The organism is Kribbella sp. HUAS MG21, from assembly GCF_040254265.1.
Classification (GTDB): Bacteria; Actinomycetota; Actinomycetes; order Propionibacteriales; family Kribbellaceae; genus Kribbella.
Map to the genome: position 1 here is coordinate 5,443,324 of NZ_CP158165.1, position 19,008 is coordinate 5,462,331.

18 protein-coding genes are annotated in these 19,008 nt (G+C 67.0%); 7 read left to right on the top strand and 11 right to left on the bottom strand.

Annotated features, from left to right (window positions below; all coding sequences use genetic code 11):
• Positions 1 to 64: 64 nt before the first annotated feature.
• Positions 65 to 1,084 carry a LacI family DNA-binding transcriptional regulator gene (locus ABN611_RS26500; RefSeq protein ID WP_350274942.1) on the bottom strand — a complete coding sequence of 340 codons (1,020 nt, stop codon included), beginning with the start codon at positions 1,082 to 1,084 and terminating at the stop codon, positions 65 to 67.
• Positions 1,085 to 1,235: 151 nt separating this feature from the next.
• Here ABN611_RS26500 and ABN611_RS26505 point away from each other — a divergent pair, with 151 nt between their 5' ends.
• From ABN611_RS26505 to ABN611_RS26530, 6 genes are all read left to right on the top strand, one after another.
• On the top strand, positions 1,236 to 2,366 hold the full coding sequence (locus ABN611_RS26505) for a Gfo/Idh/MocA family oxidoreductase (RefSeq protein WP_350274943.1): 1,131 nt from the start codon (positions 1,236 to 1,238) through the stop codon (positions 2,364 to 2,366).
• Entirely contained in the window at positions 2,353 to 3,264 is a 912-nt protein-coding gene (locus tag ABN611_RS26510) for a PmoA family protein (RefSeq protein ID WP_350274944.1), read from the top strand. The genes ABN611_RS26505 and ABN611_RS26510 overlap by 14 nt, the downstream gene beginning before the upstream one ends.
• Positions 3,261 to 4,247 (top strand): ABC transporter permease subunit, encoded by a 987-nt coding sequence (locus ABN611_RS26515; protein ID WP_350274945.1) that lies wholly within the window; start codon positions 3,261 to 3,263, stop codon positions 4,245 to 4,247. Before ABN611_RS26510 ends, ABN611_RS26515 begins: the two co-directional genes overlap by 4 nt.
• Before the next feature lie 50 nt (positions 4,248 to 4,297).
• A complete protein-coding gene (locus ABN611_RS26520) occupies positions 4,298 to 5,170 on the top strand; it encodes a carbohydrate ABC transporter permease (protein WP_350274946.1) in 873 nt (290 codons plus the stop codon).
• Between the two features lie 22 nt (positions 5,171 to 5,192).
• Complete coding sequence (locus tag ABN611_RS26525; protein ID WP_350274947.1) at positions 5,193 to 6,821, top strand: extracellular solute-binding protein; 1,629 nt, start codon at positions 5,193 to 5,195, stop codon at positions 6,819 to 6,821.
• Between the two features lie 252 nt (positions 6,822 to 7,073).
• Positions 7,074 to 8,021 carry an endo-1,4-beta-xylanase gene (locus ABN611_RS26530; RefSeq protein WP_350274948.1) on the top strand — a complete coding sequence of 316 codons (948 nt, stop codon included), beginning with the start codon at positions 7,074 to 7,076 and terminating at the stop codon, positions 8,019 to 8,021.
• A 57-nt stretch (positions 8,022 to 8,078) separates the two neighbouring features.
• Here the strand turns inward: ABN611_RS26530 and ABN611_RS26535 are convergent, their stop codons facing one another.
• From ABN611_RS26535 to ABN611_RS26575, 9 genes are all read right to left on the bottom strand, one after another.
• Complete coding sequence (locus tag ABN611_RS26535) at positions 8,079 to 8,462, bottom strand: hypothetical protein (RefSeq protein WP_350274949.1); 384 nt, start codon at positions 8,460 to 8,462, stop codon at positions 8,079 to 8,081.
• Positions 8,463 to 8,620: 158 nt separating this feature from the next.
• Positions 8,621 to 9,208 carry a class E sortase gene (locus ABN611_RS26540; RefSeq protein ID WP_350274950.1) on the bottom strand — a complete coding sequence of 196 codons (588 nt, stop codon included), beginning with the start codon at positions 9,206 to 9,208 and terminating at the stop codon, positions 8,621 to 8,623.
• Positions 9,209 to 9,311: 103 nt separating this feature from the next.
• On the bottom strand, positions 9,312 to 9,953 hold the full coding sequence (locus tag ABN611_RS26545; protein WP_350274951.1) for a choice-of-anchor M domain-containing protein: 642 nt from the start codon (positions 9,951 to 9,953) through the stop codon (positions 9,312 to 9,314).
• Positions 9,950 to 10,594 (bottom strand): choice-of-anchor M domain-containing protein, encoded by a 645-nt coding sequence (locus ABN611_RS26550; protein ID WP_350274952.1) that lies wholly within the window; start codon positions 10,592 to 10,594, stop codon positions 9,950 to 9,952. Before ABN611_RS26550 ends, ABN611_RS26545 begins: the two co-directional genes overlap by 4 nt.
• Complete coding sequence (locus ABN611_RS26555; RefSeq protein ID WP_350274953.1) at positions 10,587 to 11,471, bottom strand: anchored repeat-type ABC transporter permease subunit; 885 nt, start codon at positions 11,469 to 11,471, stop codon at positions 10,587 to 10,589. The genes ABN611_RS26550 and ABN611_RS26555 overlap by 8 nt, the downstream gene beginning before the upstream one ends.
• Entirely contained in the window at positions 11,468 to 12,214 is a 747-nt protein-coding gene (locus tag ABN611_RS26560) for an anchored repeat-type ABC transporter ATP-binding subunit (RefSeq protein ID WP_350274954.1), read from the bottom strand. The genes ABN611_RS26555 and ABN611_RS26560 overlap by 4 nt, the downstream gene beginning before the upstream one ends.
• Positions 12,211 to 12,984 (bottom strand): choice-of-anchor M domain-containing protein, encoded by a 774-nt coding sequence (locus ABN611_RS26565; RefSeq protein ID WP_350274955.1) that lies wholly within the window; start codon positions 12,982 to 12,984, stop codon positions 12,211 to 12,213. Before ABN611_RS26565 ends, ABN611_RS26560 begins: the two co-directional genes overlap by 4 nt.
• Complete coding sequence (locus ABN611_RS26570) at positions 12,981 to 14,510, bottom strand: anchored repeat ABC transporter, substrate-binding protein (RefSeq protein ID WP_350274956.1); 1,530 nt, start codon at positions 14,508 to 14,510, stop codon at positions 12,981 to 12,983. Before ABN611_RS26570 ends, ABN611_RS26565 begins: the two co-directional genes overlap by 4 nt.
• A complete protein-coding gene (locus tag ABN611_RS26575; RefSeq protein ID WP_350274957.1) occupies positions 14,507 to 16,927 on the bottom strand; it encodes a TIGR03773 family transporter-associated surface protein in 2,421 nt (806 codons plus the stop codon). The genes ABN611_RS26570 and ABN611_RS26575 overlap by 4 nt, the downstream gene beginning before the upstream one ends.
• A 481-nt stretch (positions 16,928 to 17,408) precedes the next feature.
• Between ABN611_RS26575 and ABN611_RS26580 the strand changes: the two genes are divergently transcribed.
• A complete protein-coding gene (locus tag ABN611_RS26580; protein WP_350274958.1) occupies positions 17,409 to 17,621 on the top strand; it encodes a PASTA domain-containing protein in 213 nt (70 codons plus the stop codon).
• A gap of 213 nt (positions 17,622 to 17,834) precedes the next feature.
• On the opposite strand, the gene ABN611_RS26585 is transcribed toward ABN611_RS26580, so the two are convergent.
• On the bottom strand, positions 17,835 to 18,836 hold the full coding sequence (locus tag ABN611_RS26585) for a TerC family protein (protein WP_350274959.1): 1,002 nt from the start codon (positions 18,834 to 18,836) through the stop codon (positions 17,835 to 17,837).
• Between the last annotated feature and the right edge of the window lie 172 nt (positions 18,837 to 19,008).

The window sequence follows — 19,008 nt, forward strand, 5'->3', positions numbered from 1 at the left end:
CGGACGTTAGTGACCGATCACTTTTCTGTCAACGGTTCGGCACGCAGCTCGGACGGCTCCGGTGTTACGCCCCGGACCGCGTCGGGTGCGGCGCCGGCCCGACCGATTCGCGGATGATGATGCGGTTGATCGGGCCGTGCGTGCTTTCCGGCGGCTCGTCACCACGGACAGCGGCGATGAGCTTGTGGATCGCTTCGCGACCCAATGCTTCGCGATCGACCGCGACGGTCGACAGCGATGGGGTCGAATAGCGGCCCATGTCGAAGTCGTCCCAGCCGAAGACGCTGATGTCGTCGGGAACTCGCCAGCCCCGCTCGAGCGCCGCGCGGATGGCGCCCATCGCGGCATAGTCGTTGGCTGCCAGCACAGCGGTGACCCTCGAAGTGGCCAGCAGTGATTGGATGGCGTCGTACCCGGACCGGCCCGTCCAGTCGCCGTCCGCGACACCGTCTGACCTGAGCCCGAGCTCCTTGATGGTGGTTTCGTAGACCAGCTTCCGGCTGCGGGCCGACGCGTAGGTCTGTGGACCGGCGATGTGGAAGAAGTGCTGATGTCCGAGCGATGCCAGATATTCGATGATGTCTCGGACCACTGAGGCGTCCGCGAGTTCGCCTTGGGTGTGCATCTGGTCGTCGTAGTCAGCAGTGGTCACGACCGGAATGGGGGACCGCGCTGGGTCCAGGGGAAGTGGGCTGAGCGAGAGGATGCCCTCGAAGCCCCCGCTGATGGCGAGTTCCAGCACCCGGTCAGCCCGGACCCGGGCATCGCCGACGATAGTCACGACTTCCAGGCGGTATCCCTCGTCCTGAGCGATGGCGGACAGGGTGCCGAGCAGATCGGAATGCGTCAGGTTGGGCGTGGAAGGCAGGATCGTGGCGAGCCGGCCACTGCGTTTTGCGCGCATCGAGCGGGCCACAAGGTTCGGCCGGTAGTTCAGCTCGGAGACGACGGCCTCGATCTTCTGCCGGGTGGCCGGCTTGAGCCCTTCGATCCGGGTGAAGTAGCGGGACACCGTCTGATGGGACACGCCGGCCCGGCGCGCCACCTCGCGGATCGTAATGCGTTGGTCGCCGGCGCCGGCCATCCAGAGTCCTCCCGAGTAGTCGGTTGCCAATGTAGCTGACGAACCGTTGACAGGAAAGTGACCGGTCACTAACGTCCGGCTCAGAAAGTGATCAGTCACTTTTTGCCACCTCATCGAGGTTCGGCCCCTTTGTGAGCCAGGGAGTCCCGACGTGTCTGACCCTGTCCGAGTAGCCGTCGTCGGAGCCGGCGCGATCGCGAGAGCGTGCCATCTGCCGGCCCTGCGATCGATGGCTGCCGCCGTCGAGGTCGTCGCGCTGTGCGATGTCGATCTCGAGGCCGCGCGTCGGTTGGCCGACGAGTGGAACATTCCGCGGCACTACGCCGGCATCGACCAACTGCTGGCCGACGCGTCGCCCGACCTGGTGATCGTGTCCACGCCACCGTCGGCGCACCGTGCGCCGGTGACAGCTGCGCTCGATGCGGGAGCGTGGGTGTGGTGCGAGAAACCGCCGGCGTTGTCATTGGCGGAGTACGACGACATCGCGCTGCATGAGCGGGCGGGCGGGCCTTATGTGAGTTACGTCTTCCAGCACCGCTTCGGCTCGGCGGCGCGACGGCTTCGAGAGCTGATCGCCACAGGGACGCTCGGCAGTCCGCTCGTTGCCTTGTGCAACACTCTCTGGTACCGGTCGCACGAGTACTTCGAAGTGCCGTGGCGCGGGCGCTGGGACACCGAGGGCGGCGGGCCCACGATGGGTCATGGGATCCATCAGATCGATCTGATGCTCTCACTGCTCGGCGACTGGAACGAGGTGGTGGCGGCTGCCGCGACGCTCGACCGCAAGACCGAGACGGAGGATGTCTCGTTCGCGATCGTGAGATTCGAGTCCGGCGCGATCGCGTCGGTGACGAACAGTCTCCTCTCGCCGCGAGAGACCAGCTCACTGCGGTTCGACTTCACCCACGCGACTGTCGAGGTCGAACACCTGTACGGCTACAACAACGCGAACTGGCGGTGGACGCCTTCGGCTTCAGCCGATCCGGTCGCAGCCGCTGCTTGGCAGCCGACCGAGGACGTAGCCAGTTCTCATGCGGCTCAGCTGCGGCGGTTGCTCGACAATTACCGGCGCGGGGAACGTCCTGAGGCCAGTGGCGCCGACGGCCGGCGAGTGCTCGAGTTCGTCGCCGGGCTCTACCAGTCGGCCTTCGAGGGTCGGCCCGTTCGACGATCGGAGCTCGGCTCCTCGAACCCCTTCTACCGATCCATGGCCGGTGGCTCCGCCGCCGAGTTCACCGACCTGCTCAAGCTGACCAAGGGAGAAGCGCATGTCCAGTACTGACGTTCTGTCCGTTCGGGAGGACGACAAGACGCTCAGCATCAGCTACGGAGCCAGCGAACTCGGTCGGTACGTCTTCCTCCACGACGACGCGCAGTACGAGGCGCCGAAGCCGTACCTGCACCCGGTCCGCAGCCTCAGCGGAGAGGTACTGACGAGCTTCCGCCCCTGGGACCACCGGTGGCACAAGGGACTGCAGATGACCTGGTCCCACGTGTCCGGGCAGAACTTCTGGGGCGGCCCAACGTTCTCACCCGAACACGGCTATCGGAACGCCGGAAACGTCGGCCGGATCGACCACTCCGGCTTCACCGACGTCAGCTGCACCGGTGACCAGGTCGTCGTCGACGAAGAGCTGTCCTGGATCACCGCCACCGGTGAGACCTGGATCCACGAACGTCGGCGGCACACGTTCGGTGACGTCGACCGTTCTCGGGGCCTGTGGTCCTTGACCTTCGACACCGAGCTGCGGAATGTCGCCGGACGATCGCTCGACTTCGGCAGCCCGACGACCCACGGACGCCCGCAAGCCGGGTACACCGGGCTGTTCTGGCGTGGACCGCGTTCCTGGACCGGCGGCCGGGTGCTGCGGCCGGCGCGGGCCGGCGACGACGACATGATGGGGCGTACCGCGCCATGGATTGCGTACGCCTCCGAGTACGACGAGCGGGACGGGGGTGGGACAGTTCTGGCGGTCGCGGGCAATTCGAGTGCGCCGGTGCCGCTCAAGTGGTTCGTTCGCCGCGAGCCGTTCGCGTGCATCGCGCCGTCGCCGTCGTTCGACGAGGAGATCGTCCTGGCGGATAACCAGACGCTGGTGCTGCGGCACAGGTTCGTGTTCATCGACCGGCTGTGCGATCAGGACGAGCTTGAAGCATTGGGCGAGGAGTTCGCGCTATGACCACCATCCGCGGCGTTCAACGCGCACCTGACGATACGGTCCGCGACGAGGCTCGGGAAGCACCGCGAATCAACATCTCCCTGTTCACCCGGCTTCGACGCGACTACCCGGTACTGCTGCTCGCAGTTCCGGGCATGCTCGTGATCCTCGCGTTCCAGTACTACCCGCTACTCGGCAACATCATCGCGTTTCAGGACTACCAACCGTATCTGGGCATCAGTAAGAGCCTGTGGACCGGGTTGGACAACTTCAAGATCATCGTCGAGGGTGATCCGGCGTTCCTGAACGCGGTCAAGAACACGCTGATACTGACCGCCATCCAGACGATCATCGTCTTCCCGGCACCGATTGTCGTTGCCATCGTGTTGCACAGCCTCTTGTCGAACCGGCTGCGGCAGCTCGTGCAGACGATCATCTACCTGCCGCACTTCATGTCCTGGGTCATTGTGGTCGCGGTGTTCCAGCAGGTCCTGGGCGGGACCGGAATGTTCAACAACTGGCTGCGCTCTCACGGGTACGACCCGCTGCACATCATCGGGAACGTCGAGGTCTTCCGTGCACTGCTCACGTCCCAGGTGCTGTGGAAGGACACGGGGTGGGCGACGATCCTCTTCCTGGCGGTGCTCTCGCAGATCGACCGGGCACTGTACGAGGCGTCCGCGGTGGACGGCGCCGGCCGTTGGCGGCAGACCTGGCACGTGACGCTTCCTGGCCTCAAACCGATCATCATCCTTCTGCTCATCCTCAAGCTCGGCGACTCACTGACGGTCGGCTTCGAGCAGATCATCCTGCAGCAGCAGGCCGTCGGCATCGACGCCAGTGAGGTGCTCGACACCTACGTCTACAACAACGGGATCATCGGCGGGAACTGGGGCGTGGCCGCCGCGGTCGGCCTGGTCAAGAGCGTCGTCGCGCTGGCGCTGGTGCTCGCCGCCAACAAGATCGCGCACCGCTTCGGCGAGGAAGGGGTCTACCGAGGATGAACCACTCCACAGCTCGCGCTCCGAAGCGCCAACGCACGATGATCGACGGGATGCCGAGACCAGGGCTGCCGGAACGCATCGCCAAAGCAGTCTTCCTGAGCGCCATCTGCGCACTGGTCGTCTTCCCCTTCATCGGTGTCATCTCGACGAGCCTCGCGCCGGCAGCGGAGGTGACGAAGGCCGGCGGCTTCGTGATGTTCCCGACCGAAGGGATCGACCTGGCGGCGTACCGTTCGATCCTGGCGGGTGGGACGGTGACACAGGCACTCGTGGTGAGCGCCTTCATCACCGCGGTCGGCACCGCGATGGCGCTGATACTGACCTGCACGCTCGGCTGGGCTCTGAGCCGCCGCGGGACGGTCGGCAACCGGCCCTTGCTGCTGCTCGTCCTGATCAGCCTGCTGTTCAACCCCGGGCTGATCCCGTCCTATCTGGTCGTCCAGCAGTTCGGCCTGCTGGACAGTCTGTGGGCGGTGATCGTCCCAGTGTGTGTCAGTGCGTTCAACGTCATCGTCGTCCGCGCCTACTTCGTTGGACTGCCCGCCGAGATCATCGACTCGGCGCGTATCGACGGCGCCTCGGAATGGAAACTCTTCTGGCACATCGGGATGCCGTTGTCCAAGGCGGTGGTTGCTGTCATCGGACTCTTCTACGGCGTCGGTTACTGGAACAGCTTCTTCAGCGCGATGTTGTACATCGACGACAGCAGCAAATGGCCGCTGCAACTGGTGCTGCGCACCTACGTCGTGAACGGAGTGGAACTCGGCGGGCAGGACCTCGGTGTCGGCAGCGAGGCGCTTCCTCCGCAGACGTCGATCCAGATGGCAATCCTGATGATCTCGATCATTCCGATTCTGTGTGTCTATCCATTCATCCAGCGCCACTTCGCCAAGGGCGTGCTGACCGGCGCCGTCAAGGGCTGATCCTGAGAAGAGAGGTACCACCATGAATGTCTACGATGCGCGCCTGCTGAACCGCAGGACCGTACTGGCCGGCAGCGCGGCACTGGGCCTGGCCGGCGCGGTCGGTTGTTCCAACGACGGCCGCGGCGGCGGTGGCGCGAACAACGACGAGGCGTCCCGCTCCAAGATTCGGCCCGCCTATGTCCGCTACACCGGGGTGGAGCCCGACCTGGCCGGAGCCGAGTACAACATCCCGGACGCCTTCCGTCGCTATCCGGCGAATCCGGTCAAGGCGATATCGGAGCCGCCTGGTGACGGCAAACCGATCCACGCGACGACGTACACGAACACCCCGATCCCGCCGAAGCTCGAGCAGAACCGGTTCTGGCAGGAGTTCAACAAGCAGGTGGGATCTCCGGTATCGGTGAGTCTCACACCATCGGTCGACTACACGCAGAAGTTCGCCACTGCGGTCGCCGGCGACCGGCTCGGGGACATCTTCATGGTCGGCGGGGTTCCCCAGATCCCGCAGTTGCTGGCGGCAAAGGCAACCGATCTGACTCCCCATCTGTCCGGCGACAACATCAAGAAGTATCCCTTCCTCGCGAATCTTCCCGAGGTCGCCTGGAACTCGGGCATCTTCGACGGCAAGATCTACGGCATCCCGATTCCCCGTGGGGCGATCAGCTCCAACGTCCTCTACAGCCGGGCAGACATCCTCGAGGCGGCGGGGCTAAAGGCCGAGGTGAAGAGCGCGGACGACTTCGTGGAGCTGTGCAAGGGCCTCACGGACCGCAAGCAGAATCGTTTCGCGCTGGCCGCTGCGCCGACTCAGTTCGTGCGGAACATGTTCGACATGCCGCACACCTGGGCCGAGAAGGATGGCTCGCTGGTCAGCTACCTGGAGCACGAGGCACACGAGGAGGTCTTCGAGATCCTCCGTCAGCTATGGAAGTCGGGCTACATCCACCCGGACGCCTACTCCGGTCAGAACCAGGACCTGAAGACCCGGTTCGCAAATGGGTCCAGCCCGCTGGTCCTGGACACCTTCAGTGCTTGGCCGACGTACCTGCAAACCATGACTGACAAGCAGGCCAGGATCGCGATCATCGATCCGCCGAAGCACGACGGCTCGGGCCAGGGGCGAACCTGGCTCGGCGCGCCGACGATCGGCGTCACTGCCATCAGCAAGAAGTCCGAAGATCGAGTCGAGACGCTGCTGAAGTACCTGAACTACCTCGCGGCGCCGTTCGGGACGCAGGAATATCTCTTCCGGAAGTTCGGCATCAGGGACGTCGACCACGTCCTGACCGGCGGCAATCCGGTCCTGACCAAGACGGGATTCAGCGAACTCCAGCTAGGCCTGATGTACCAGGCCGACTCGCCCTGGACGATCTTCCTGCCCGAGAAGGACGGCAGCAGCGAAGCACAGTTCAACGCCATGAAGAGCGTCTGCCCGACCGCGATCGCCAACCCGGCCGCCGGTCTGTACTCCGAGACCAACGTGCGCAAGGGTCCGCAGCTCACCGACGCCATCAACCAGGTGACCGACGACATCGTCCAGGGCCGCAAGCCGGTGTCAGCCTGGTCCGACGCCGTCAAGAAGTGGAAGAGCGACGGAGGCGACCAGATCGCCGACGAACTCACTCAAGCCCTCAAGTCATCACGATGAGCGCAACACCTGCTCAACCGAACGACCAGGTCGAGCAGGTGGCTGATGGCGCACAGGCAAAGACCACATCGCGTCGGTGAGTCCGTGATCCGCCCGCCACTCGAACCCGCGAGTCAACCGAACTCGTGGCAGTCCCGACCTCACCGTGTCGACCTGGCGGCCGACGCAGGTCAGGGTGCGAGTCCACCGGCGCCCACGGACTCCTCGCTCCGCTCACTCGCGGGAGGCGTCGGTCTACGCTTCGGGACCGCCGTGAAGGCACGGCTGCTTCCAGAGCCTTCGCCGTACCTCGACATCGTGGCCAACCAGTTCTCGACCGTGACGGCTGAGAACGAGATGAAGTGGGCGCTGACCGAGCCGGTGCAGGGCCAACACACCTGGGCCGCCGCGGACCGCCTTGTCGACTTCGCCGAGCAGAATCACCAGGTCGTGCGTGGCCACACCTTGGTCTGGCACAACCAGCTTCCGAAATGGGTCACGTCCCAACCGTGGACGCCCGCAGAACTGCGAGCGATCCTGAAGAAGCACATCACCGACGAGGTCACGCACTTCCGGGGCAGGATCTGGGCCTGGGACGTCGTCAACGAGGCTTTCAACGGCGACGGGACGCTCCGCGACACCATGTGGCTCCGAGCTCTGGGCCCGGACTACATCGCCGACGCGTTCCGGTGGGCACACCAAGCCGACCCGAAAGCCAAACTTTTCTACAACGACTGCAACATCGAAGGCATCAACGCCAAAAGCACCGCCGTCCTTGCCCTCGTCACAAAGCTCCGCGCCGAAGGTGTGCCCATCCACGGCGTCGGACTCCAGACCCACCTCGGCACACAGTACGACTTTCCGCACACCATGCAGGACAACCTGGAACGCTTCGCAGCCCTGGACGTCGACCTGGCGATCACCGAGGCCGACGTACGCGTCCCACTTCCGGTCGACGGAGACGACGAAGCCCGGCAGGTCGACGCCTATCAACGCGCGCTTCGAGCCTGCCTCGCCGTCAGCCGCTGCGTTTCCTACACCGTGTGGGGCGTCGGCGACAGCTACTCCTGGGTCCCCGGGACCTTCCCCGGACAGGGCTGGCCGTTGCTCTACGACGACCAGTTGAAGCCCAAGGCGGCCTACCGAGCCGTCCAGCACGACCTCTCCGAGGCACCCAACTGGGCACCTCACCGAAGCGGCCGCGGCGCCGGCCGAGGCTGACAACCCTCATGCCCGAGCAACAGCGGAGCACTCGCACCGAGCGGTGTGCGCTGTGCATCAAGGCGGAGACTTCGGCGATGTCGCCGTACTCGTCGATGTTGCCGCGATCGAGAGCGACCTCGCGATGTCCGATGGAGTGCCGTGAGCGACCTGCGGCAGGTCGGCGAAGACCGGTACGCCGTCGTGCCGGTCGGCGAGGATCTCGAGTGCGCGGGTGAGCCAGGTCCGCGCCTGGCCGGTCAGCCGGGCCGCGGTCGCCAGGGCGTCGCAGGGGGCGAGGACGTTCAGGTTTCCGCGGCCGTTTGCCAGTTCGATGACCTGGCCGCCGAGGGCTTCGACGAGGTCGCGGTTGTCGGGTTTCAAGTTGCCGAGGATCAGCGGCTGTACGCCGTACCCTGCCAGGCCGAGCGCCATCCGGCGTCCGCCGAGCGGTCTGCTCAACTGGCCGCTCCTGGCGTTGAGCACCGGCGAGATCCTGGACATCTTCGAAGGCACCCAACAAATCCAGCAGCTGATCGTGGCGCGACGGCTACTGGGCAAGAGCTCTGCTGAGCTCAAATAGCCGTGCTTCGTGATCGTGGCATTTCCGGCCGGCAGGATCAGGATTTGCGGATGGTTCGGGTCAGGTGGCCGAAGGTGACCGAGCGGTCTGGGGAGTGGAAGAGGTCTTGGCAGGTGGTGAGGGTGATGGTCGCGGTGGTCGGCGTCTGGTGTGGCTTGCCGGGGACGGGGTCGAGGACCCAGGTCGCGGAGGGCGTGACGGTGAGGTCTCGGGGCGAGTTGTCGAGGGTGTAGGTGTAGATGGCGTCCGCGGTTTCGACGATCACCTGGTCGCCTTTCCGCAGGTCGAGCAGCTTGCGGAACGGTGAGCCGTGGGTCACCCGGTGGCCGGCGATGGCGAAGTTGCCTGGCCGGCCGGGGAGCTGCGTTTGTGGATAGTGTCCGATGCCGCGGGCCAGGTCGTCCTTGTCGACCCCTTGGACGATGGGCTTCTGCCAGTCGGTGCCGAACTTCGGGATTCGCAGCAGCGCGAACGGCGCCCCAGTCGACGGCTTGACCTGGGCGGGCGCCTTCCACTGCTCACGCAGTACCTTCTCGGCCTCGGCCATGTTGTGGTTCGCCGTGAGTCCGGTGCCGAAGTACTGCCAGCCGACCCACCCGAGCAACCCGAGACCCAGTACCGTCAAGATGATCCCAAGTCCCCGCAACACGCCACGCATGCGTTTCTGTCCTCGTACCTTCCGCTGATCTGGAGCGTGCCATGGTCACGCTCCAGATCGCTGTGTGCTCCTAGGGCTGGACGGTGAAGGTGTAGGTCTTCTGGCCGGTGGTGATGGCGGTGCCGCCGCTGGTGGTGGCGGTGACTTCGAAGACGGCGGTGTAGGTCCCCGCCGCCTCGAACGCCCAGTTGGCGTGCGCGTGCGTGTTGACGGCGAGCGAACGCGAGTCGGGCAGGCCGTTGCCGCTGTCGAACCACACCGTCGGCGAGCCGAGCGAGTTGGTGGTGTAGACGCTCACGTCGGCCGGGCCGCTGACGGACACGAGCTTGACGGTGACGGCGTTACCCGACAGCACGCCGCTCGGCACACCCTCGGTACCGAACCCGGGCCAGACGATGCCGCTCTTCTGGGTCTGCGGCAGGATCCACACCGGCGATCCCGGCGTACCCAGGAAGGCGTACGCCGAACTCGACGGCACCGTGGTCCTGCTCGCCGAAACGGCGTTCAGTACGACGTCCGACGGCTGCCGGTCGACGGCCGGGGAGACCGTGCCGTCGAGCAGGTCGAGGGTCAGCGCGGACCCGGTCCAGTCGACGTCGATCGCGTCGACGTGGCCAGCAGAGATGGTCGTCGCGGCGTGCGCCGGGCCGACCGTGAGGACAGCTGCCAGGACACCGGCGATCAGGCTGCCGGCCAGCCGCCCGGCCTTCACGGCTGCACCTTGAAGGTGTAGGTCTCGAGCGGGGAGTAGACAGTCTTGCCGCTGGCGGCCAGGGTGCCCTTGGCCCGGACCCAGACCTTGTAGGTGCCGGGCGCTTCGAAGCCCCAGTTGACGTGCTCGTGCCCACCGGCCGTGGTCGTGGTGCGGTCCGGCAGCCCGTCGCCGCTGTCGACCCGAACGGTCGGCACGCCGAAGGCGTCCTGGGTGAAGATGCTGAAGTCCGCCGGTCCGCGGACGCCGACGACGTCGAGCTGCAGGGTGTCGTTGACGAAGAGGCCCGGCTCGACCTCCTCGGCCGCGATGCCCGCGAACAGCAGTTCGGGGTTCTGCACCTGCGGCAGTACCCAGACCGGATCACCAGGCGCGCCGAGGAACGCGTACGCCGGGTCGTCCGGGACGGTGGTCTTGGCGGCGGGCTTGGCGACCAGCTGCACCTCGGAGGGGTCGTACTCCGTATCGGTGGCGTCGTCGTGGATGTGCAGGTTCAGTGCGCCGTTCTCGTAGGCGAGGCCGAACGCGTCGACGTGACCTTCGTCGATGACCACTTGCGAAACGGCTGCGGCCGGTGTGGCCACGCCGGTCAGCGCCAGGACTGCCAGCAGCGGCAGTGCCAAGCGATATGGCTTACGCATGAAGTTCCCTTTCAGGTTGGGACGGAACCACCCGAGCCGCCGCTGTGCCGCGGCGGGAGAGCAGGCCGTGCCGGGGCGCGAACACCCAGCACGTGACGAACACCGCGGTGGCGGTGAGGACGATCAACCCGCCGGCGGCGAGGTTGAACGCGTAGGACAGGTAGAGGCCGGTGAGACCGGACAGCGCGCCGATCGCCGGTGCGATCAGCATCATCACGCCGATCCGGTCGGTCAGCAGCCGGGCGCAGGCGGCCGGGGTGATCAGCAGCGCCAGGACGAGCACGTTGCCGACGGCCTGGATCGAGATCACGATCGCCACCGTGACCATCGCGTACAGCGCGAGGTCGAGCCCGAAGATCGGCAGGCCGACCGACCGCGCGGTCTCGCGGTCGAGCCCGACCGTGACGAACTCCTTGTGCAGCGCCGCGGTGACCAGCAGCAGGACGGCGCCCGCGGCGGCGACCGTGATCACGTCGGCGTTGCCGATCCCGAGCACCGAACCGAACAGGAAGGACTCGAGCGAACCGCCGTACCCGGGCGCCGTGCTCATCACCACGATGCCGAGGCCGAACGCGGCCGCGAAGAAGACGCCGATCACGGTGTCCTCCTTGAGCCGCCGGTTCTGCGAGACGACCGCGATCGCGAGCGCGGTGCCGAGGCCCGCGACGACGCCGCCGAGCACCAGGCTGGTCTTGAGCACGAACGCGATCGCGATCCCCGGGAACACCGAGTGCGCGACCGCGTCGCCGATGAACGCCATCCCGCGGAGCGCCACGTGGCTGCCGATGACACCGCAGACCACGCCGGACATCAGGACGACGAGGAACGCGCGCTGCATGAACACGTGCGTCCAGGGCTCGGTGAAGAACTCGATCATCGGGCCACTCCCAGGCTGTGCAGGAGCTGCTCCGAGCGCGCGACGCCGAACGCCCGCAGCCAGACGGCCGGATCGCGCAGCTCGTCGGGCGGACCGTCGGCGACGACCGTCCGATTGAGCAGACACAGCCGGCTGCAGGTGTCCGCCGCGGCCGGGAGGTCGTGGGTCGTCATCAGGATCGCGGTGCCTTCGGCGGTCAGCTCGCGGAACAGCCGCGTGAGGATCTCCTGCGTGGGTACGTCGAGACCGGTGAACGGCTCGTCGAGCAGCAACAGGCGCGGACGCAACGCGAGCGCGCGAGCCACCAGAACTCGTTGCCGTTGGCCACCGGACAGCTCACCGATGGGCCGCGCGGCGAGGTCGGTGAGATCGACGCGCTGCAAAGCTTCGAGTACGGCGTCGTGGTCGGCGGTGCCCGGTCGGCGCAGCCAGCCGATGCGATGGGTACGGCCGGTCAGCACCGCGGTCCGGACCTGGACCGGGTAGTCCCAGACGAACTCGTGCCGCTGCGGGACGTACCCGATCGTGCCGCGAGCCTGCGCCGGTGTTTTGCCGTCGATCGTGATGGTGCCGGCGCGCGCCGGGATCAATCCCAGCAGCGCACGGAGCAGCGTGGTCTTGCCGGCGCCGTTGGGGCCGATCAGTCCGACGTGCTCGGAGCTGTCGACTCTGAGGTCGACATCGTGGAGCACCTCGCGGCCGGCGAGCTCGACGGCGAGGCCGGTCACCTGCAGGACGGTCATCGGCGTCTCCTGACGATCGTGAGTACGGCGAGTACGGCGAGCAGGCCGGCGCAGCCGACGATCCACGGCAGCTTGCTGGGCGCTTCGGCGGTTGTTGTTGTGTTGTTAGTTGGTGTCGCCTGGCCGGCGGTGAACGCGGTCCGGGCGTCTCCGTCGCCGGCGTAGATGCGTAGCGTCCGGCGGTCGGTTACGTGCTGGCCGTCGGTGAGCTCGGCGGTCATCGCGACGTCCAGCAGATAGGTGCCTGGGGCATCGAAGGTCCAGTTGCCATGGACGTGGGTGTTGACGTCGACCCCGGTCTGCTGCGGGAACGGCTTGCGGCTGTCGAAGACCGGCGACGGCTTGCCGAAGTCCGAGTTCAGGAACAGCGTGAACGTTCCCGGACCTCGCACGCCCTCGAGCGACCAGGTCACGTCGCGGGCGACCCGCGACGCCACCTGCGGATCCTGGGTGTTCCAGCCCGGCCAGACCACCCCGTCCTGCTGGACCTGCGGGATCACCCAGACCTTCTGGCCTGCCTTGCCGAGGAACGCGTACGCGGGATCGCTCGGGACCGCGACCTGCGACCTGGCCGTCGCCTGCAGGACGACGTTCTCCACCGGCCGCCAGACGGCGGGGTCGACGGTGTCGTCGCGCAGCTGCAGCGTCCAGGTGCCGTCGACGAACCGTGGCCCGAGGTCGACATGGCCGTTGCTGATGACAACTTGGTCGGTCGGTGCCGGTGTGGCCACCGGCGCGAGTACCAGGAGCAGGGCGGCGAGTAGTTTCATCGGGGTGCTCCCAGGCAGCGCTGCAGTTCCTCGGCGTTGTGGCGCATCATCGCGACGTACGAGCGGGCGTGCTCGTCGAACGTGTCGCCGTACAGCGAGCACACCTGGACGCCCTGGTCGCGCGCGACCTGGATCAGTACCGAGGCGCGCTGCGCGAGGTTCGGCTCGGTGAACACTGCCGGGACCTTCAGGTTGCGAATCGTGTCGGACAGCTTGCGGACCTGCTCGACGCTCGGCTCCTGGGCCGGATTCGGTACCACGAAGCCGGCGACCGTCATGCCGTACGCCGAGGCGAGATAGCCGAACGCGTCGTGCGTGGTGATGAGTTGCCGGCGGGCGGCGGGGATCGTGGTGAGCGTCGCGCGGACGTACTGGTCGAGGTCGTCGAGTTCGCGCAGGTAGGCCGCGGTGTTGGCGTCGTACGTCGGCTTGCCGTCGGGGTCCGCGCTGATCAGCGTGTCGCGCATCAGCTGGACGTAGGCCTTGGCGTTGGCGACGTCCTCCCACAGATGCGGGTCGATCTCGCCGTGGACGTGCTTGCCGAGGACGGCCTGCGGGAGTTGATGGATCTGCGTGCCGGGCTTGCCGAGGAAACTGAACCGCTGGTCGTCGGGGACCGGGACCAGGGCCTTGTTCGGTACGTCGATGACGACCTGACCGGCCGGTACCTTGGCCTGCTCGGCGCCGACCTTCTTCGTGTCGGAGTACGCATAGACCTGGCCTGCGTCGAGGTCGACGGTCAGGTCGGTGTGGCCGTCGGCCAGGACGGTCGCGGGACCCCCGTTCGCGGGCTTGACCGTGTGCGGTTCGACGCCGACGGCGAAGGTGAAGGTGCCCTCGCCGAGCGGCTTCCCGTCGAGGCTGCCCTTCAGCGTGAGCCGGTAGACGCCGGGTTGGGTGAAGGCCCAGTTCAGGTGCGTGTGCGCGGCCGGCGGCAAGGTCGTCGTGTCGGTGCGGTCGAGTCCGTCGGCCGAGTCGAAGTACTTGTCGGGTTTGCCCAACGACTCGGTCAGGTACGCGATCAGATGGCCGGGGCCCTCGAGCTTGGTGGCGGCGAGTTCGATCGACGAGGTGCGGGTCGCACCGCGGGCCTTGCCGTTGCCGCGGACCCGCAGGCCGAGCCAGAGGACCTCGAGGCCGATGTTCTCCACCAGCGGGATGACGTTGGCGCCGTACGACTCGGCGGCCTCGGCGAGCGAGACATTCGGTGCGTCGTCGTCCGCGTTGGCGTCGATGGTCTTGATCAGTGCCTGCGGTTCGAGGAGCAGGTGGTTGGTGAACGTCACGTCGGCCTTCGCGACGCGCTTGGCGTCGGCCGGGGTGGGTTCGTACGAGTGCGGGTCGCCGCCGGCCGGGACCAGCGACGACGCGGCGACGCGGTCGCCGCCGACGTGCTGGGCGAGGTCGGCGAGGATCTCGGTCGTGGTGACGACGTTGAGCCGGCCGCCGCCGTCGGCCGCGGAGGCCGAGCAGCCGGTGAGGAGGAGCGCTGCTGCACAGAGGGCGGCGATCACGGGACGCTTCATCGTTCGCTCCGACGGGTGGCGGTGACCAGGACGACGCCGAGGACGAGGACGACGGCGGCGGCCACGATCCAGCCGATGCCGAGCCGGCCACCGGTCATGGCCAGCTTGCAGTCGCTGGTCGAGAAGGTCCCAGCGCTTGTCTCTGTAGCTGTCGTGGTGGGTGCCGCGGCGAGTGAGCGGGCGCCGCCGGTGCTGCCGACGACGAACGTCAGGGTCGCGGTGTCCGTGGACTTCTTGCCGTTGGCAAGGGTTGCGGTGTGGGTGAAGGTGGCGCGGTACGTGCCCGCCTTGGTGAACGCCCAGTTGCCGTGCGCATGGGTACCGAGCGGGACCCGGAAGGTGTCGGGCAGGCCGTCGGCGGAGTTGAAGACGACCTTCGGCTGGCCGAACGAGTCGAACTCGAACACCGCGAGTGCTCCCGGACCGGTCAGCTTGTCGAGGCGCCAGTCGACGCCACCGCCGTACACCTGGGTCGCCGTCATCTCCTCGGTGTTCCAGCCGAGCCATACCACGCCCGACTTCTGCGTCTGCGGGATCTGCCAGATCGGTGTACCGGCTGCGCCCAGGAAGCCGAAGGCTCCGCCGGGGGCCGTCGTGCTGGCGGCCGAGGTGAGCCGGACGGTGACCGCCGCGGGATCGCGCCAGACCGGGGCGCCGGTCCGGGTGCCGTCCTTCAGACGCGAGGTGAGGTTGCCGCCTTCCAGCCGTACGGCGTAGTCCGCGTGGCCGTCGGTGAGGGTGGTGCCGGCCTGCGTCGGTGCCGTGGTCGTCGCTGCCGGGGTCGTGCTGGTCGGCTGCGTCGTGGCCGGTCGAGTCGTGGTCGGGGAGGGCGCGGTGACGCACGGACGCAGGGACGGCGTGGGGCGCGGGCGGTCGGCCGAGGTCGGCGCGGTCGTCGGTCCAGTGGTTGGTGGAGCGGTGGTCGTCGGTTGGTGGGTGGGAGTCGCGGTCGGGGGCGGTCCGGGAGTGGTGGGCGTGGCGGTCGGTGTCGTGGTCGGTGTGGGGCCGCCGGGGCAGAGGGCGGCCAGGTCGTTGCCTACGACAACGGGAAGGGTGGCGGTGTCGCTGAGGCGCGCGCCGGACTTGGTCGTCGCGGAGTACGTGAAGGTGAGTTTGTACAGGCCGAGCTTCGTGAAGGCCCAGTTGCCGTGGGCATGGGTCGGTCCGGCGAGGCTGATCGCCTGCGGCAGGGGCTTGGCGCTGTCGAAGGAGATCAGCGGCTGACCGAACTGGTCGAACTGGTAGACCGCCAGCTTGCCCGGCCCGGCCACCTTGTCGAGTGACCAGCTGACCGGTCCGCTGAGGGTCGAGTAGTCGACGGACTCGGTGTTCCAGCCGGCCCAGAGCAGATCGGTCGCCTGGGTCTGCGGGATCTGCCAGACGGTCGCCCCGGCCGGTCCGAGGAAGCGGTACGACGCCGACGGAGGGACGACCTCGTCCGCGGACGGTTTGACCTGGAACGCGACGGTTCCGGGGTCGCGCCAGACCGTCGTACCGGTGGTGCCGTCCTTCACCTGGAAGCGCAGGTCGCCATCGACCGTCCGCGCGGCGACGTCGACGTGGCCGGCGGACAGGACCGCGGTGACGCACGTTGGGGGAGGAGTGGTTGGAGTGCTCGACGGCGAAGTGGCCGGAGGACTCGTGGGCCGGGTGGTCGGCGGGCTGGTCGGCGGCGTGGTGGGCGGTGTCGACGTTGGGGGCGTAGTCGGTGGTGTCGTGGGTGGGGTGGTGGTCGGGGGTTCGTACGGGCCTACGACGAAGGTGTAGACGACCGGGCCCGAGGTGACCGCCGTACCGCCGGGCGTGACGGCCGAGGCCTGGAACGTGAGCTTGTAGGTGCCGAGTGCGCTGAACGACCAGTTCGCGTGCACGTGCCGGCCGATGGGCTGGTGCACGGTCTTGTACGCCGGATCGACCGAGCTGAACAGCCTCGGCACCGCGCCGGTGAACTCGTCGTAGTTGAAGAAGACCTCGACCGCGCCGGGTCCCTCGGCGTTCACGAGCGTCAGGTCGACGACGTCGTCGCGCAGCTGGCCGGCCGCGATGGTCTCGGTGTCCCAGCCGGGCCAGATGAGTTCCGGATCCTGCGACTCCGGGGCGATCCAGACCGGGTCGCCCGGCTTGCCGAGGAACGCGAACGCCGGCGCGTCCGGCAGTTCGACCCGGGCCGATCCGCGGTCCTCCAGGTTGAACACCAGTCCGGCCGGATCCGCCTCCCGGTAGTCACCGACCCCGATCCGGCTCGCGAGCTTCAGCGAACTCCCGTCGTACGTCGTGTGCAGCACGTCGGCGTGCACAGCACGCAGTACCTCGGGCGTCGCGGCCCCGGCGGACCAGGGGATCAGCAACGGCAGGCAGCCGAGCAGCAGGCAGAGGGCAGCAGGAAGCAGGCGGATCCTGACGTGAGTGGCGGTCACGACCGGAACTCTATCTGAACTGACAATCATTTTCATCAGCTTCGACGTCTCGAAGCCCGAACGGCAGGGAAAACTCGACGTCCCAAGGTCCGCAACGGGCCTGGTGCTCGCTCGCCGGCTGCGCTCGAGGGCCAGTTCGCGTTGTCCGACGCTACGGTGGTGATCGAGAACGGCGGCGGGTACGACGACGTACCTCGGCACAGCGAAGACGACGAGGGTTGTCTGCGCACTGGCAACAGGGGGAGTCATGTGTTGGATTCGGCGGTTTGTTGTCGCCGTTGTGTTCGTCGCGGTGGCAGGTTGTGGCGTTGCCGAGCAAGGTGGTGGGGCGCAGCCTGGCTCGGCGGGAGGTTCAGCAAGTCAGGGGGCGGATCCATCGGGAAGTACTTCGCCGGCGAGCCCGTTGCCGAGCGTTGTGACACCGTCTGCACCCACCACCACGGCATCGCTGACACAGGCGCCGAAGGTGACGTCCGGGATCGTGCCTGACGTTGTGGGCGTCAACCATCAGTTGGCTCAGGACACGATGCAAGCCGCGGGCTTCTACAACTTGGCCGAGGAAGACGCCAGCGGTCAGGGACGGCTGCTGATCGTCGACCGCAATTGGGTCGTGGTCTCCCAACAGCCCAAGGCGGGCACTCGGGCCCCGGCCGACACGACGATCATTCTGCGCTCGAAGAAGATGGGCGAGTAAGGACCAGTTCGCGGACGCGCTCAGTCCGTCGGGTCGCGAGAACGTCGGTCATCGCCGAGTGCTGATGAGAAGCGAACGCCAGGTCAGAGGCCACATTCGGGACCACCAAGCGTTCGGGACGGTAAGCACCACCGAGATTTCGGACACCGAGCGAGGCTGCGGACCGGACAGGACGCCTGTGTGGGACGGCCTGTCCGATACCGAAGTGTGGGACTAGCTGTGTACGGCCGGTTGGTTGTCGCGTCGGGTCTTGAGGAGGCTGGCGGCTGTTGTGACGGTGAGGACGGTGACGATGACGCCGAGGGAGAGCCAGTTGCTGATCTCGGGGACCCAGGTGACGTGCTCGCCGCCGTTGATGAACGGGAGTTCGTTCTCGTGCAGGGCGTGGAGGACGAGCTTCACGCCGATGAAGCCCAGGATGACCGCGAGGCCGTACGAGAGGTAGACGAGCTTCTCCACCAGGCTGCCGAGCAGGAAGTACAGCTGGCGCAGGCCCATCAGCGCGAACGCGTTGGCGGCGAACACCAGGTACGCGTCCTGGGTGATGCCGAAGATCGCCGGGATCGAGTCGACCGCGAACACCAGGTCGGCGCCGCCGATCGCGACGATGACGATGAACATGGGCGTCAGCCAGCGGCGTCCGTCGCGCTTGACGGTCAGCCGCGATCCGACGTACTCGTCCGTCACCGGGAACACCCGGCGGACAAGCCGGACGACGCCGCCGTTCGGGTCGTACTCGTCGTCGCCGGACTGCTTGAACGCGAACTTCCACGCGGTGTAGATGAGGATTCCGCCGAACAACCAGAAGATCCAGCTGAACCGCTGGACGGCCTGCGCGCCGACGCCGATGAAGACGCCGCGCATCACCAGAGCGAGCACGATGCCGATCAGCAGCACCCGGTGCTGATGGACCGCCGGTACGGCGAAGTTCGCCATGATCAGCATGAAGATGAACAGGTTGTCGACGCTCAGCGAGTACTCGGTGATGTACCCGGTGGCGAAGCCGGCCGCGTGCTCACTGCCGCCGAAGATCCAGACCCCGACGCCGAACACCACGGCGCAACCGATGTAGAACGCGACCCACGCGGCCGCTTCCCGCACGGAGACCTGGTGCGGTTTCCGGTCCACCACGATCAGGTCGAGCAGGACGAGAGCTGTCAGCACGGCCAGGGTCAGGACCCAGACCCAGACAGGCACAGACAGAGCTGGGGGCATTTGTGTGCTCCTCCGACTAGGCGTTGAACGTCTGTCGGAGGTCTTCTCCGCCCGCACCGCGGACCGACCACGCCGGGCCCCGGACACCGGAGCCGTAATGACGACGCAGTCGCGAAGGAGTACTCCCCTCCACCATCTGCCGCCAATTCTACAGGTGCGACAAGCTCGCGTC

Coding starts and splice junctions, on each gene's coding strand:
- ABN611_RS26555 (WP_350274953.1), bottom strand. CDS start 11,471: ATGATCGAGTTCTTCACCGAGCCCTGGACGCACGTGTTCATGCAGCGC.
- ABN611_RS26510 (WP_350274944.1), top strand. CDS start 2,353: ATGTCCAGTACTGACGTTCTGTCCGTTCGGGAGGACGACAAGACGCTC.
- ABN611_RS26525 (WP_350274947.1), top strand. CDS start 5,193: ATGAATGTCTACGATGCGCGCCTGCTGAACCGCAGGACCGTACTGGCC.
- ABN611_RS26585 (WP_350274959.1), bottom strand. CDS start 18,836: ATGCCCCCAGCTCTGTCTGTGCCTGTCTGGGTCTGGGTCCTGACCCTG.
- ABN611_RS26515 (WP_350274945.1), top strand. CDS start 3,261: ATGACCACCATCCGCGGCGTTCAACGCGCACCTGACGATACGGTCCGC.
- ABN611_RS26520 (WP_350274946.1), top strand. CDS start 4,298: ATGCCGAGACCAGGGCTGCCGGAACGCATCGCCAAAGCAGTCTTCCTG.
- ABN611_RS26550 (WP_350274952.1), bottom strand. CDS start 10,594: ATGCGTAAGCCATATCGCTTGGCACTGCCGCTGCTGGCAGTCCTGGCG.
- ABN611_RS26570 (WP_350274956.1), bottom strand. CDS start 14,510: ATGAAGCGTCCCGTGATCGCCGCCCTCTGTGCAGCAGCGCTCCTCCTC.
- ABN611_RS26560 (WP_350274954.1), bottom strand. CDS start 12,214: ATGACCGTCCTGCAGGTGACCGGCCTCGCCGTCGAGCTCGCCGGCCGC.
- ABN611_RS26500 (WP_350274942.1), bottom strand. CDS start 1,084: ATGGCCGGCGCCGGCGACCAACGCATTACGATCCGCGAGGTGGCGCGC.
- ABN611_RS26565 (WP_350274955.1), bottom strand. CDS start 12,984: ATGAAACTACTCGCCGCCCTGCTCCTGGTACTCGCGCCGGTGGCCACA.